The 13,802-nt window shown below is 39.3% G+C and carries 12 protein-coding genes; 11 read left to right on the top strand and 1 reads right to left on the bottom strand.

What is annotated here, in order from left to right; all coding sequences use genetic code 11:
* Positions 1-6: 6 nt before the first annotated feature.
* Both purD and guaC read left to right on the top strand, forming a co-directional pair.
* Positions 7-1,263 carry a phosphoribosylamine--glycine ligase gene (gene purD / locus ACWOEC_RS03385; protein ID WP_455305938.1) on the top strand — a complete coding sequence of 419 codons (1,257 nt, stop codon included), beginning with the start codon at positions 7-9 and terminating at the stop codon, positions 1,261-1,263.
* A 125-nt stretch (positions 1,264-1,388) separates the two neighbouring features.
* Positions 1,389-2,366, top strand: a complete 978-nt coding sequence (gene guaC / locus ACWOEC_RS03380) for a GMP reductase (protein WP_455306024.1) — start codon at positions 1,389-1,391, stop codon at positions 2,364-2,366.
* 160 nt (positions 2,367-2,526) lie between these two features.
* On the opposite strand, the gene ACWOEC_RS03375 is transcribed toward guaC, so the two are convergent.
* Positions 2,527-3,513, bottom strand: a complete 987-nt coding sequence (locus ACWOEC_RS03375) for a hypothetical protein (protein WP_455305937.1) — start codon at positions 3,511-3,513, stop codon at positions 2,527-2,529.
* A gap of 485 nt (positions 3,514-3,998) precedes the next feature.
* Here ACWOEC_RS03375 and pdhA point away from each other — a divergent pair, with 485 nt between their 5' ends.
* The 9 genes from pdhA to ACWOEC_RS03330 all read left to right on the top strand — a co-directional run bounded on the left by pdhA (position 3,999) and on the right by ACWOEC_RS03330 (position 13,771).
* Positions 3,999-5,105, top strand: a complete 1,107-nt coding sequence (gene pdhA, locus ACWOEC_RS03370; protein WP_016185391.1) for a pyruvate dehydrogenase (acetyl-transferring) E1 component subunit alpha — start codon at positions 3,999-4,001, stop codon at positions 5,103-5,105.
* A 3-nt stretch (positions 5,106-5,108) separates the two neighbouring features.
* Positions 5,109-6,086, top strand: coding sequence for an alpha-ketoacid dehydrogenase subunit beta (locus ACWOEC_RS03365; RefSeq protein WP_016185392.1), 978 nt, complete (start codon positions 5,109-5,111; stop codon positions 6,084-6,086).
* A gap of 26 nt (positions 6,087-6,112) precedes the next feature.
* On the top strand, positions 6,113-7,711 hold the full coding sequence (locus ACWOEC_RS03360) for a dihydrolipoyllysine-residue acetyltransferase (protein WP_455305936.1): 1,599 nt from the start codon (positions 6,113-6,115) through the stop codon (positions 7,709-7,711).
* Between the two features lie 7 nt (positions 7,712-7,718).
* On the top strand, positions 7,719-9,125 hold the full coding sequence (lpdA, locus tag ACWOEC_RS03355) for a dihydrolipoyl dehydrogenase (protein ID WP_297075451.1): 1,407 nt from the start codon (positions 7,719-7,721) through the stop codon (positions 9,123-9,125).
* Positions 9,126-9,217: 92 nt separating this feature from the next.
* Positions 9,218-9,502, top strand: coding sequence for a UPF0223 family protein (locus ACWOEC_RS03350; RefSeq protein WP_455305935.1), 285 nt, complete (start codon positions 9,218-9,220; stop codon positions 9,500-9,502).
* Positions 9,502-10,272, top strand: coding sequence for an inositol monophosphatase family protein (locus ACWOEC_RS03345; RefSeq protein WP_455305934.1), 771 nt, complete (start codon positions 9,502-9,504; stop codon positions 10,270-10,272). The genes ACWOEC_RS03350 and ACWOEC_RS03345 overlap by 1 nt, the downstream gene beginning before the upstream one ends.
* A gap of 91 nt (positions 10,273-10,363) precedes the next feature.
* Entirely contained in the window at positions 10,364-12,190 is a 1,827-nt protein-coding gene (gene typA / locus ACWOEC_RS03340) for a translational GTPase TypA (protein WP_455305933.1), read from the top strand.
* Positions 12,191-12,313: 123 nt separating this feature from the next.
* On the top strand, positions 12,314-12,610 hold the full coding sequence (locus ACWOEC_RS03335; protein WP_297075457.1) for a DUF1507 family protein: 297 nt from the start codon (positions 12,314-12,316) through the stop codon (positions 12,608-12,610).
* 3 nt (positions 12,611-12,613) lie between these two features.
* Complete coding sequence (locus tag ACWOEC_RS03330; RefSeq protein WP_455305932.1) at positions 12,614-13,771, top strand: FtsW/RodA/SpoVE family cell cycle protein; 1,158 nt, start codon at positions 12,614-12,616, stop codon at positions 13,769-13,771.
* Positions 13,772-13,802: the final 31 nt, after the last annotated feature.

Raw genomic sequence — 13,802 nt, 5'->3', positions numbered from 1 at the left:
AAGTCGATGAATGTATTAGTTGTAGGTCAAGGTGGACGAGAACATGCGATTGCAAAAACGCTGCTTCAAGATCAGCAAGTCACTACTGTCTATTGTTGCCCGGGAAATTGTGGGATGACAGAAGCGGGGATCGAAGTCGTGGCAATCGATGCGATGGATTTTGCACGATTAAGTGCGTTTGCGCAGCAGCATCAAGTTGAGTTTACGATCGTTGGTCCTGAACAACCACTCTCAGCTGGGATTGTGGATCATTTTAAGGCTAAAGGGCAATTGATTTTTGGTCCTAGTCAACAAGCGACACAGTTAGAAAGTTCAAAATCGTTTGCAAAAGCCATCATGAAAGAATTAGGGATCTTAACTGCTTCTTATCAAATCTGTACGAATGTTGAGCAAGGAAAAGCGTATCTTAAAACGCAAACTTTTCCAATTGTATTGAAAGCAGATGGTTTGGCTTCAGGAAAAGGCGTATTTATTTGTCAGGATTTCACAGAAAGTTGTCAGGTTTTAGAAATGCTATTTGACAAATTGGCTACAACAGTTGTTATCGAACAGTATTTAGAAGGAGAAGAATTCACACTGATGGCCTTCGTTGACAAAACACGTATCTATCCAATGGTATTAGCTCAAGACCACAAGCAAGCCTATGATGATGACCAAGGTCCAAATACTGGTGGGATGGGCGCGTATGCACCGCTGCCACAATTTAATGAAACGATCACAAAGCAAGTTGTAGAAACGGTCATGCAGCCGGTCGTTTCGCATCTGGCAAATAAAGGGATGCCATTTACTGGAATTTTGTATGCAGGGATGATGCAAACGAAAGAAGGGTTGTATGTCATTGAATTTAATACGCGCTTTGGTGATCCAGAAGCACAGGTCGTGTTGCCTTTATTAGAAAGTAGTTTGGTGCAAATTATTCGCTCGCTCCTTCATCACGAAGTACCTGAAGTGCATTTTTCAAATCAAACGAGCGTAGCAGTTGTTGTCGCGCGTAAAGAATATCCAGAACAGCCAACACCACAACAGCCATTTCCTACAATCGTATTACCCACTAGCCAAGTGTTCTATTCAAATTTAAGTAAAGAAAAAGGAACATTATATACAGATGGTGGACGTATTTTTGTAGCTCAACAACTAGGAGAATCATTAGCGTCAGTTCGTGCATCGCTATATCAAGAGTTAGAAAAAAATAACTGGACAAATTTACGTTATCGTCGCGATATCGGTGATCGATTTGCCAAAAGACGAACAATTATCGAATAATGTTTAAGAAAAGGTTGGCATATCTTGTTTTTCTTGCGTAAATAGCGTAAATTGTTACCGTTGAGTGTGCGTGTACGGACACGATAAAACGGACAATAAATAAGCGAGGTATATTTATGTTTGAGATGAAAGTATTTGATTATGAAGATATCCAATTAGTACCGAATAAATGTATTGTAACGAGCCGTTCAGAATGTGATACGACAGTTACTTTAGGAAAGCATTCATTTAAGATGCCAGTTGTGCCAGCAAATATGCAAACAATCATTGATGAAACAATTGCTGAATTTTTAGCAGCCAATGGCTATTTTTATATTATGCACCGTTTTGATGAAGCAGCGCGTGTCCAATTTGTCAAAGAGATGCAAGCAAAAGGATATATTAGTTCAATCAGTGTGGGTGTCAAACCTGAAGAATATGCCTTTGTTGATCAACTAGCTAATGAACAGTTGATTCCTGATTACATCACGATTGATATTGCGCATGGGCATTCGAACGCGGTGATTGAGATGATCCAATACATCAAATCAAGACTACCTGAAACGTTTGTTATTGCCGGAAATGTAGGTACACCAGAAGCAGTACGTGAATTAGAAAATGCTGGAGCTGATGCGACGAAAGTTGGGATCGGACCTGGTAAAGTATGTATTACAAAAATTAAAACAGGCTTTGGAACAGGTGGTTGGCAATTAGCTGCGGTGCGTTGGTGTGCGAAAGCTGCACGTAAGCCAATCATTGCAGATGGTGGGATTCGAACACACGGGGATATCGCAAAATCGATTCGTTTTGGTGCGACGATGGTAATGATCGGCTCGCTTTTTGCAGGTCATGAAGAATCTCCAGGTGAAACCATCGAAGAAAATGGCGTACTAATGAAAGAATATTTTGGCTCAGCTTCTGAGTTCCAAAAAGGTGAAAAGAAAAATGTTGAAGGTAAAAAAATCTGGTTGCCTTATAAAGGATCATTAAAGGATACATTGATTGAGATGCAACAAGATTTACAATCTTCAATTTCTTATGCAGGTGGAAAAGATTTAGAAGCGATCCGTAAAGTGGATTACGTGATTGTAAAAAATTCGATCTTCAATGGAGATACGATTTAATAACAAAGAAGGCTGTGACAGAAATGGACAGCTTCAAATAATAAGCCGTAACATTCCGATAATAGGCTCGCCTATTTTGGGAATGATTCGGCTTATTTTTTTAATAAAACACCGTGTATTCCTTCTAAAGAGTTGTGACAGACTTCTGTTCTATCCTTTTTTAGTTGTAATAGCCTGTCTTTTCGAAATACCATGTAAAGAGTCCTTCGAAAAAAAAGATGCAATCGTCTCGTAAAGAAAGATTGAAGGATAACATCATATCTTGAACAAGTACACGTGCACAGTTTGTCGGATCAGGATTTTGATACTGTTCGTGGATACGGACAAAGTCATACACTTGAAACAATGGCAACTCAAGTGTCCATAATAAGAAAAAATACCCGCTGATGATCAATAGATGTTCTGAAAAAGTGGAGTGGATATTCAATCGCCTTTGTAAAAAATGATAAAAGGCGATAGTGTTGGTTGACTGTAAAAAAGTCGGGAGTCCAAGTGAAGCAAAAAGCGGTGGTAAAGAAGGATTCTCAGTTGACCAATCCATGTTCTCAATAATAGAGGAGTCAGGTACTGATTGTTTAAGAGATAGCGTAAGTAGCTGGATAAATCGTTGCTCAAAGGAGCCAACAGTGCGATCGTTTGTAAAGTGTTCTTCTAGTGTGAGAGAAAGATAGAGAATAAAGCGCTGAATCGTTCCGGTCTTTGTGGTTGAAAACGACATTGGGGAGGAAGTAAAGTGAATGTCTTTAAAATCAGAAAAATAGCGTTGAATCGATTGCATCAAACGGCTGATCGTTGCTTCGCTTACAGCATATTGGACGGCCAATTTTTGTTGTGTCAAGATGGGGTGGTGCAAGAGTTGTTTAAAGATCATGATTTCATATTTCTCTTTAAATGCAAATGCATACTGTGCGTGATAGGTGATAGTTGGCATGTTTGTCATAAAAAAACGGTTTTTCTGGATTAAAAATAAAGGGATGCCTGCTGCAAGGTTTGCTTGCTCGATGATTTTCTTACCTGAAAGTAAAGAAAGGTGATGATCCAGACACAATTGTTCTAAATTTGTTCCAGAAGCAGCTGGAGATAAGTGATCGATAAAAGAGAAACAGTCATAAATCGATGAAGTGAATAGTTGACGGATGGGAAACATGGCGCTCTCCTTTTTTCTGTTATAGTATAATTTGTGTTGTGTCACATACAGATGTGAAAGTTAGCTAGAGGTGCGTGTTGAAAGCCGATGGTGGAGTTAAGTTCAGTATAAAAGAAAACACTATGAATATAAAGCGCTTTTTTATAGTCTAATTTTAATGAATCTCATTTTACGTTAAAAAAACAAATGCAAGTAATCACAAATATACGAAACAGTCTGTTATTTCTGTTATAATTTGTTCCTTTTTTCTGTTTTTATAATCATTTCAATATGTGAAATCAATCACTTTTGTAGAGATGACATACGCTTACTTCCTCATTAAATAATTAAATAAAGAAAGTCATAAAAACATTTTACTTGTCTTATTTTGCTAAAGATGATAATTTATACATGTAAATCATTTTTGCAGTAATACAGAAATGTGTACTGTTATATTTGATAATGAAAGATTCTCAAGAAGAATTAAGAGAGGAAAGTGTGACAAGATGGCAAAGAAAAAAACAATTGACTTTGAAGCTTTGTTAAAAAATATCAACGCTGATTTCCCAACTTACCAAGCATTGGATCAAGATGGAAATGTTGTAAATGAAGCTCTAGTACCAGATTTAAGTGATGAGGAATTAGTAGATTTAATGACTCGTATGGTTTGGTCTCGTGTGTTAAATGAACGTTCAACTGCATTGAACCGCCAAGGTCGTCTAGGATTCTTCGCACCAACTGCTGGTCAAGAAGCAAGCCAATTAGCAAGTCATTTTGCTTTTGAAAAAGAAGACGTATTATTACCAGGTTACCGTGATGTACCTCAATTGATCCAACACGGCCTACCTTTAAAAGAAGCTTTCCTATGGTCTCGTGGACACGTTGCCGGAAACTTATATCCTGAAAGCCTAAAAGCTTTACCACCACAAATCATCATCGGTGCACAATACGTGCAAGCAGCTGGTGTTGCTTTAGGTCTTAAAAAACGTAACAAACCAAACGTAGCAATCACTTATACTGGTGATGGAGGATCTTCACAAGGAGATTTCTACGAAGCAATCAACTTCGCTGGAGCTTACAAAGCAAACGCAGTATTCTACATCCAAAACAATGGATTTGCGATTTCGACTCCACGTGAAAAACAATCTGCTGCACACACACTTGCACAAAAAGCAGTAGCAGCTGGAATCCCTGGTATCCAAGTAGATGGTATGGATCCATTAGCAGTTTACACTGTGTCTAAAATGGCTAGAGAATGGTCAGTAGCTGGAAACGGTCCTGTGTTAATCGAAACATTAACTTACCGTTACGGTCCACATACACTTTCAGGTGATGATCCAACCCGTTACCGTACAAAAGACATGGATAACGAGTGGGAATTAAAAGATCCATTGATTCGCTTCCGTAAATACCTAGAAGCAAAAGGAATCTGGTCTGAAGAAAAAGAACAAGAAATCATCGATGCGACTAAAGAAGAAATCAAAGCAGCTGTTGCAGAAGCAGATAAAGTTCCAAAACAAAAAGTTTCTGATTTCTTGAAGAGCATGTTTGAAGTTCAACCACAATCAATTAAAGAACAAATTGAATTCTACGAAGCGAAGGAGTCGAAATAACAGATGGCACAAAAAACAATGATCCAAGCAATCACTGATGCCCTTGCTCTTGAATTAGGCAATGACGAAAACGTCCTAGTATTTGGTGAAGACGTTGGTAATAATGGTGGAGTTTTCCGCGCAACTGAAGGATTACAAGAAAAATATGGCGAAGACCGCGTATTTGATACACCATTAGCAGAATCAGGTATTGCTGGTTTAGCATTCGGTTTAGCACTTGAAGGATTCCGTCCAGTGCCAGAATTACAATTCTTCGGTTTTGTATTTGAAGCAATGGATGAAGTTGTAGCTCAAATGGCGCGTACTCGTTACCGCATGGGTGGCACACGTAATCTTCCAATCGTTGTACGTTCACCATTTGGTGGTGGAGTACACACTCCAGAATTACACTCAGATAACTTAGAAGGATTGATCGCTCAATCTCCTGGTATCCGTGTTGTAATTCCATCAAATCCATACGATGCAAAAGGATTATTAATTGCTTCTATCCGTAGCAATGATCCAGTTGTTTTCTTAGAGCACATGAAACTTTACCGTTCTTTCCGTGAAGAAGTGCCAGAAGAAGCTTATGAAGTACCATTAGATCAAGCAGCAGTTACCCGTGAAGGTTCTGATGTATCGATCATCACTTATGGTGCAATGGTTCGTGAAGCAATCAAAGCGGCTGAAGCAGTTGAAAAAGACGGCATCAGTGTTGAAATCATCGACTTGCGTACTGTAGCTCCTTTAGATATCAAAACAATCATTGACTCTGTTGAAAAAACAGGCCGTGTTGTTGTTGTTCAAGAAGCGCAAAAACAAGCCGGCGTTGGTGCACAAGTGGCATCTGAAATCGCTGAACGTGCGATCTTATCATTAGAAGCACCAATCGGACGTGTTTCTGCTCCAGATACTGTCTTCCCATTTGGTCAAGCTGAAAATGCTTGGTTACCAAACGCAGCAGATATCGAAGCTAAAGTAAGAGAAATCGCAAACTTCTAAGGTAATCAGAAAGGACGAAAGCAAACATGGCATTTCAATTTAAATTACCAGACATCGGTGAAGGAATCGCAGAAGGCGAAATCGTAAAATGGTTCGTTAAAGTCGGCGACACAATCAACGAAGACGATACGTTATTAGAAGTACAAAATGACAAGTCAGTTGAAGAAATCCCTTCTCCAGTAACTGGAACAGTAAAAAATATCCTTGTATCAGAAGGTACAGTAGCAAACGTAGGCGATGTGTTAGTTGAAATCGACGCACCTGGTCACGAAGACGATGCCCCTGCAGCTCCTGCACAAGAACAAACTCCAGAAGCTCCAGCTGCAGAACCTCAAGCTGCTGCAAGCGAAGGTGTTTTCCAATTCAAATTACCTGATATCGGTGAAGGAATCGCAGAAGGCGAAATCGTAAAATGGTTCGTTAAAGCTGGCGATACTATCAACGAAGATGATACATTACTAGAAGTACAAAACGATAAATCAGTTGAAGAGATCCCTTCTCCAGTAACTGGTACTGTCAAAACAATCGTGGTAGCTGAAGGTACAGTAGCAAACGTTGGTGACGTGTTAGTTGAAATCGACGCACCAGGCCACAATAGCGCACCAGCTGCAGCACCAGCTCAAGCAGAAGCTCCTAAAGCAGCTGCATCTACTGGCGATGCTTCAGTTGTTTCAGCTCAAGATCCAAACAAACGCGTGTTGGCAATGCCTTCAGTACGCCAATTTGCTCGTGAAAACGATGTAGACATTACACAAGTAGTCGCTACAGGCAAAAACGGTCGCGTGACAAAAGAAGATATCCAAAGCTTTATGGCTGGTGGCGCTCCGGCTGCTGCAGCTCCTGCTCAAGAAGCACCTAAAGCTGAAGCGAAAGAAGAAAAAGCTACAGCACCAGCTAAAGCATTTACTTCAAACGTAGCTGAAATGGAAACTCGTGAAAAAATGACACCAACTCGCCGTGCGATTGCCAAAGCAATGGTAAACAGCAAACAAACAGCGCCTCACGTGACATTACACGATGAAGTTGAAGTATCTAAATTATGGGATCAACGTAAGAAATTTAAAGAAGTGGCTGCTGCAAACGGCACGAAATTAACTTTCTTACCATACGTAGTCAAAGCATTAACGGCTACTGTGAAAAAATTCCCGATCTTAAATGCTTCAATCGACGACGCTTCTCAAGAGATCGTCTTCAAACATTACTACAATATCGGTATCGCAACCGATACAGATCACGGATTATATGTACCTAATGTGAAAGACGCAGACCGCAAAGGATTATTTGCAATCGCAGATGAAATCAATGCTAAAGCTGGTCTAGCACAAGAAGGTAAATTATCTGCTGAAGATATGCGTAACGGAAGTATTACAATCAGTAACATCGGTTCAGTTGGTGGAACTTGGTTCACACCAGTAATCAACTACCCTGAAGTTGCGATTTTAGGTGTAGGTACAATTGTTCAACAACCAATTGTAAATGCAGAAGGCGAAATCGTTGTTGGTCGTATGATGAAATTATCATTTAGTTTCGACCACCGTATCGTAGACGGAGCGACTGCTCAAAAAGCGATGAACAACATTAAACGTCTGTTAGCAGATCCAGAGTTACTATTAATGGAAGGATGATAAACAAATGGTAGTTGGAGATTTCGCTGTAGAATTAGATACAGTTGTAATTGGAGCAGGACCTGGTGGCTATGTAGCTGCCATCCGTGCTGCCCAAATGGGTCAAAAAGTAGCAATCATTGAACGTGAATATATCGGAGGCGTTTGTTTAAACGTTGGATGTATTCCTTCAAAAGCTTTGATTTCTGCTGGTCATCATTTCCAAGAAGCAAAAGAATCAGAAATGTTTGGCGTGACTGCTGAAAATGTAAACTTAGACTTTACAAAAACACAAGACTGGAAAAACAATGGAGTAGTGAACAAATTAACTTCAGGTGTTAGCATGCTCTTGAAAAAAAATAAAGTTGAAGTAATCGAAGGAGAAGCATTCTTCGTGGATGACCATACATTACGTGTGATCCACCCAGATTCTGCTCAAACGTATTCATTCAACAATGCGATCATCGCAACAGGTTCTCGTCCAATCGAAATCAAAGGATTTAAATTTGGCGGCCGCGTACTAGATTCAACTGGCGGTTTGAACTTGACTGAAGTTCCGAAGAAATTCGTGATCATCGGTGGTGGTGTTATCGGTTCAGAATTAGGTAGTGCGTATGCAAACCTAGGTTCTGACGTAACCATCCTTGAAGGCTCTCCTCAAATTTTACCAACGTATGAAAAAGACATGGTAAAACTTGTTGAAGCGGACTTTAAGAAAAAAGGCATTACAACTGTCACTAAAGCAATGGCTAAAGAAGCCATTGACAATGGCGATAGCGTAACTGTGAAATACGAAGTAGACGGTAAAGAAGAATCTGTTACTGCTGACTACGTAATGGTAACAGTTGGTCGTCGTGCAAACACTGATGACATGGGCTTAGAACAAGCTGGTGTTGAAGTGGGCGAACGTGGATTAATCCAAGTAGACAACCAAGGCCGTACAAATGTGAAGAACATTTTCGCAATTGGCGATATCACACCTGGTGCTGCACTTGCGCATAAAGCAAGTTATGAAGCAAAAATTGCTGCTGAAGCGATTGCTGGTAAAAAAGTAGCGATCGATTACAAAGCAATGCCAGCTGTAGCCTTTACAGATCCTGAATTAGCAAGTGTTGGAATGACAATTGCTGAAGCGAAAGCTGCAGGAATCGAAGCAAAAGCGGTGAAATTCCCATTTGCTGGAAATGGCCGTGCATTATCATTAGGAAGAACTGAAGGATTTATCCGTTTAGTGACTTCTGTTGACGATAATGTGATCATCGGAGCTCAAATCGCCGGTGTAAGTGCTTCAGATATGATTTCTGAATTAGCGCTTGCGATTGAATCTGGTATGAATGCTGAAGATATCGCATTAACTATCCACCCTCACCCATCTTTAGGTGAAATCGTGATGGATGCTTCTGAATTAGCATTAGGCTTACCAATTCACGCGTAATTTCAAATAGACCAATCGAGGAATCGATTGGTCTATTTTTTTTACTTGTAGTAAAATAAAGCATAGACTAAAAATAGATAAGGAATGAGTCGATGGAAGAGTATCAATATCCGCTAGATCTGGAATGGACGACAGCTGAAATGGTAAAAGTCGTTAAGATGTGGGAAATCTTAGAAAAGAGTTACGAACAAAATGTGACCGTAGAACAATTTTTAGCAGCATATCAAGAATTTAAAACGGTCGTACGTTCAATCGGTGAGGAACGAAAATTAGGACGTGAATTTGAAGCTGCTTCAGGATATTCCTTATATCACGCTGTAAAACATGCCAAAGCGCTCCAAACAGGGAAATTTTCGATGAAAGGAGTACGCCGTTAATGAATATGATGGCTGATATCGAACAGTTACTTAGACAAGCAGGTGAAAAAATCAAGGCAGCGTCAGCAAATACAAACATTCAAGTCGATACAAAGACCGATCGCAAAGACCTTGTGACCAATATGGATAAAGAGATTCAACGTTTTTTGATCGACGCGATTTTAACACAAGATCCTGATGCAAAAATTATGGCAGAAGAAAATGGTCGCGATCAACTCAATGATTTTTCTGGTAGAGTGTATATTATCGACCCAATCGATGGCACATTAAATTTTGTTCTAGAACAAGAAAATTTTTGTGTGATGGTGGGCATCTATGAAGACAAACGACCAGTACTAGGATTTATTTACGATGTCGTCAAAGAACAAATGCTTTGTGGAGGACCTAGTGAGGGTGTGTATTGTAACGGAACAAAAATAAATGCACCGCAAGATCTTGGACTTAGTGAAGGTTTATTAGGCTTGAATTCCGGGATGTATGCGGCCAATTTTCATCATGCGCGTGATTTAGGACAACAAGCGATGGGCGTTAGAATGTTAGGTTGCGCAGGAATAGAATTGAGTGCTTTGTTATTAGGGCAACGGATTGGGTACATCTCGAATCTATCGCCATGGGATTATGCTGCAGGTGGAGTGTTATTAGAAACATTTGGGATGAAGATGAGCCGCTTAGATGGGCAACCACTCTCATTTTCTGGTCGAGAATATTTTATTGCGGGGACTAAAAAAGCCTATACAGAAATGATAGCATTGACAAAACAAGAAAATTAGAACAAAATGAAAACTTTCTACTATATTTCAGATTATTTTTCTGTTATAATGACTTGTTGAGTAAATGTTAAAATCGAAGGAGTTAATACAATTGAATTATAGAAATGATATTCGTAACGTCGCTATTATTGCCCACGTTGACCATGGTAAAACAACTTTAGTAGATGAATTATTAAAACAATCTACGACTTTAAATGCCCGTACACAGTTACAAGAACGTGCAATGGATTCAAATGCACTAGAACAAGAGCGTGGGATTACAATCTTAGCTAAAAACACGGCTGTAGACTACAATGGAACACGTATCAACATTTTAGATACCCCTGGACATGCCGATTTTGGTGGAGAAGTAGAACGTATCATGAAAATGGTTGATGGAGTTGTCTTAGTCGTAGATGCTTACGAAGGAACAATGCCTCAAACACGTTTTGTATTGAAAAAAGCTTTGGAACAAAATGTTGTCCCAATCGTAGTTGTAAATAAAATCGACAAACCATCAGCACGTCCAGAACACGTAGTTGATGAAGTGTTGGAATTATTTATCGAATTAGGAGCAGACGATGAGCAATTAGATTTCCCAGTTATCTATGCATCAGCATTAAATGGAACCTCTAGTTTATCAGATAACCCTGCTGATCAAACAGAAACAATGGCACCAATCTTTGACACGATCGTGGAACATATTCCAGCACCAGTGGACAATAGCGATGAGCCATTACAATTCCAAGTGTCTTTATTAGACTACAATGACTATGTTGGTCGTATCGGTATCGGACGTGTGTTCCGTGGAACAATCCGTGTTGGTGACCAAGTAGCTTTAATGAAATTAGACGGAACCGTAAAACGTTTCCGCGTTACAAAAATCTTTGGTTTCTTTGGATTACAACGTGAAGAAATCCAAGAAGCAAAAGCTGGAGACTTGATTGCCGTATCTGGTATGGAAGATATCTTCGTTGGAGAAACGGTAACACCATTTGACCATCAAGATGCGCTACCAATCTTACACATTGACGAACCAACATTACAAATGACATTTTTAGTAAACAACTCACCTTTTGCTGGACGCGAAGGAAAATGGGTAACGTCTCGTAAAATCGAAGAACGTTTAATGGCTGAATTACAGACAGACGTATCTTTACGTGTAGAACCACTTGGACCAGATTCTTGGATCGTATCTGGACGTGGAGAATTGCATTTGTCGATCTTGATCGAAAACATGCGTCGTGAAGGATTCGAGCTACAAGTATCTCGTCCTGAAGTCATCGAACGCGAAATCGATGGCGTGAAATGTGAACCTTTTGAACGTGTGCAAATCGATACACCTGAAGAATACATGGGGTCAATCATTGAATCTTTAGGAACACGTAAAGCAGAAATGCAAGATATGATCCATACAGGAAATGGTCAAGTACGAATCATCTTCTTAGCACCAGCACGTGGATTAATTGGATATACAACGGAATTCTTATCAATGACTCGTGGATATGGAATCATGCACCACACGTTTGATCAATATCTACCAATGATCAAAGGTCAACTTGGTGGACGTCATAACGGTGCTTTAGTATCGATCGATACAGGTAAAGCAACGACTTATTCAATCATGAGTGTTGAAGAGCGTGGAACAGTCTTTGTTGAACCAACAACTGAAGTTTACGAAGGGATGATCATTGGAGAAAACTCTCGTGATAACGACTTAACCGTAAACATCACAAAAGCAAAACAAATGACAAACGTTCGTTCAGCGAATAAAGACCAAACTTCTGTCATCAAACGTCCGAAGAAATTAACGTTAGAAGAATCTTTAGAATTCTTAAACGACGATGAGTACTGTGAAGTAACACCAGAGAACATTCGTTTACGTAAACAAATCTTAAACAAAAACGAACGTGAAAAATCTCAAAAGAAACGTAAATAAAACAAATCAAAGAAGCACATTTTTGTGCTTCTTTTTTCTATCGTGAAAAATAAAACTTGAAAGAGAATGCATTCTTTCTTTGAAAATATGCTATAATATTGAAATTAGATAGGAGGAAGTCTTATGGAAACTATTACTCCAGAAATGGCCTATTCGCTTTTATTACAGGAAGCGGATCGGATTCGGATGTTGATTAAAAATCAACAGAATCGTCAATGTATTTCACAATGTAAGGCTTTTGAAGAAGTTGTGGATACACAAATGTATGGATTATCCCGACAAATTGCCTTTGCGACTACATTAGGCGTGATTTCAACTCAAACGGGACATCAGCTATTAAGTCAATTAGAACAAGATTTAAATGTCTTGTATACCGATGTATATGCAGAACAGAAAAATGTTGAGGGCAAGGAGGGTTAGGCTTTGCCTGTCAAAGTAAAAAAACGTCATCTATTAGATTTTTCGATCTTGATCCCGTACCTGATTTTATGTATTGTGGGATTAATGATGGTCTATAGTACTACTTCGTATGAATTATTAGAAAATAATATCAATCCAGCCAAGCAAGCTGTACTCCAATTTTTCTTTTGGGTCATCAGCTTGTTGCTAATGGCTGCGATTTACCGCATGAAAACTACCGTCTTACGTAATCAACGCTTATCAGCACTCGTATTGGCGTGTTTGACCCCATTGATGTTTATTGTGTTTGCTTTTCCTAGGGTCAATGGGTCATTTGGTTGGATCAATATTGGAATTGGGACTTTGCAACCAGCTGAATTTTTAAAATTCGTCACGATCTGGTTTTTAGCTAGTCGGATCGCCAATCGTCAACCAATCATCCAGCATTTTGAAAGCCGTGTGATTTATCACACGTATCATCTGGTCTGGCCACTATTTAGTATTTTTGTATTGGCCCTCTATCCCGATTACGGCAATATGATGGTCTTACTGCTTGTTGTCTTGATGATGCTCTTAGGTAGTGGATTGAATTATTTATATGCGCTTTGTGCAGCAGGTTTTATGCTTGTCGGCAGTTTTATTGTGATTTGGTTGGTTCCTTTGTTATCGGGACTGTTACCAAGTCATGTCGTGAATCGTTTCTTGATTTACAGAGATCCATTTAGTGATGAATATGGGCTAGGTCACCAAGCCGTTCAAGGGTATTACGCGATGTTCAATGGTGGATTGTTTGGTCGTGGTTTAGGCAATAGTATTCAGAAAAAAGGATTTTTGAGTGAAGCGCAGACAGATTACGCTTTTGCTATTTTAGTTGAGGAATTAGGGTTGATTGTAGCAATTTTGCTACTCGCTCTTTTATTATATATGATCGCCCGCATTTTTTTAATTGGCATTCGGTCATCGAATCCATTTAATTCATTAATGTGTATCGGGATTGGATCGCTATTTTTAATTTCGATCTTTATTAATCTTGGCGGCATTACTGGAGTGATTCCTTTGACTGGGATCACGTTTCCTTTTGTGAGTCAAGGTGGATCGAGTTTATTGATGTTTTCAGTATGTATCGGTTTTGTATTGAATATTAGTGCAGACGAAAAGAAAAAACGTTTGCAGCTGATATAAATAAAGTTTTTTGTGATATAGATAAAGTTTT

Source organism: Enterococcus bulliens, from assembly GCF_053761865.1.
This window is presented reverse-complemented; position numbering and strand designations above follow the sequence as displayed.

Excerpts from the sequence above, each read along its gene's own strand:
- purD (WP_455305938.1), top strand. The coding sequence starts at position 7 with ATGAATGTATTAGTTGTAGGTCAAGGTGGACGAGAACATGCGATTGCA.
- guaC (WP_455306024.1), top strand. The coding sequence starts at position 1,389 with ATGAAAGTATTTGATTATGAAGATATCCAATTAGTACCGAATAAATGT.
- ACWOEC_RS03375 (WP_455305937.1), bottom strand. The coding sequence starts at position 3,513 with ATGTTTCCCATCCGTCAACTATTCACTTCATCGATTTATGACTGTTTC.
- pdhA (WP_016185391.1), top strand. The coding sequence starts at position 3,999 with ATGGCAAAGAAAAAAACAATTGACTTTGAAGCTTTGTTAAAAAATATC.
- ACWOEC_RS03365 (WP_016185392.1), top strand. The coding sequence starts at position 5,109 with ATGGCACAAAAAACAATGATCCAAGCAATCACTGATGCCCTTGCTCTT.
- ACWOEC_RS03360 (WP_455305936.1), top strand. The coding sequence starts at position 6,113 with ATGGCATTTCAATTTAAATTACCAGACATCGGTGAAGGAATCGCAGAA.
- lpdA (WP_297075451.1), top strand. The coding sequence starts at position 7,719 with ATGGTAGTTGGAGATTTCGCTGTAGAATTAGATACAGTTGTAATTGGA.
- ACWOEC_RS03350 (WP_455305935.1), top strand. The coding sequence starts at position 9,218 with ATGGAAGAGTATCAATATCCGCTAGATCTGGAATGGACGACAGCTGAA.
- ACWOEC_RS03345 (WP_455305934.1), top strand. The coding sequence starts at position 9,502 with ATGAATATGATGGCTGATATCGAACAGTTACTTAGACAAGCAGGTGAA.
- ACWOEC_RS03335 (WP_297075457.1), top strand. The coding sequence starts at position 12,314 with ATGGAAACTATTACTCCAGAAATGGCCTATTCGCTTTTATTACAGGAA.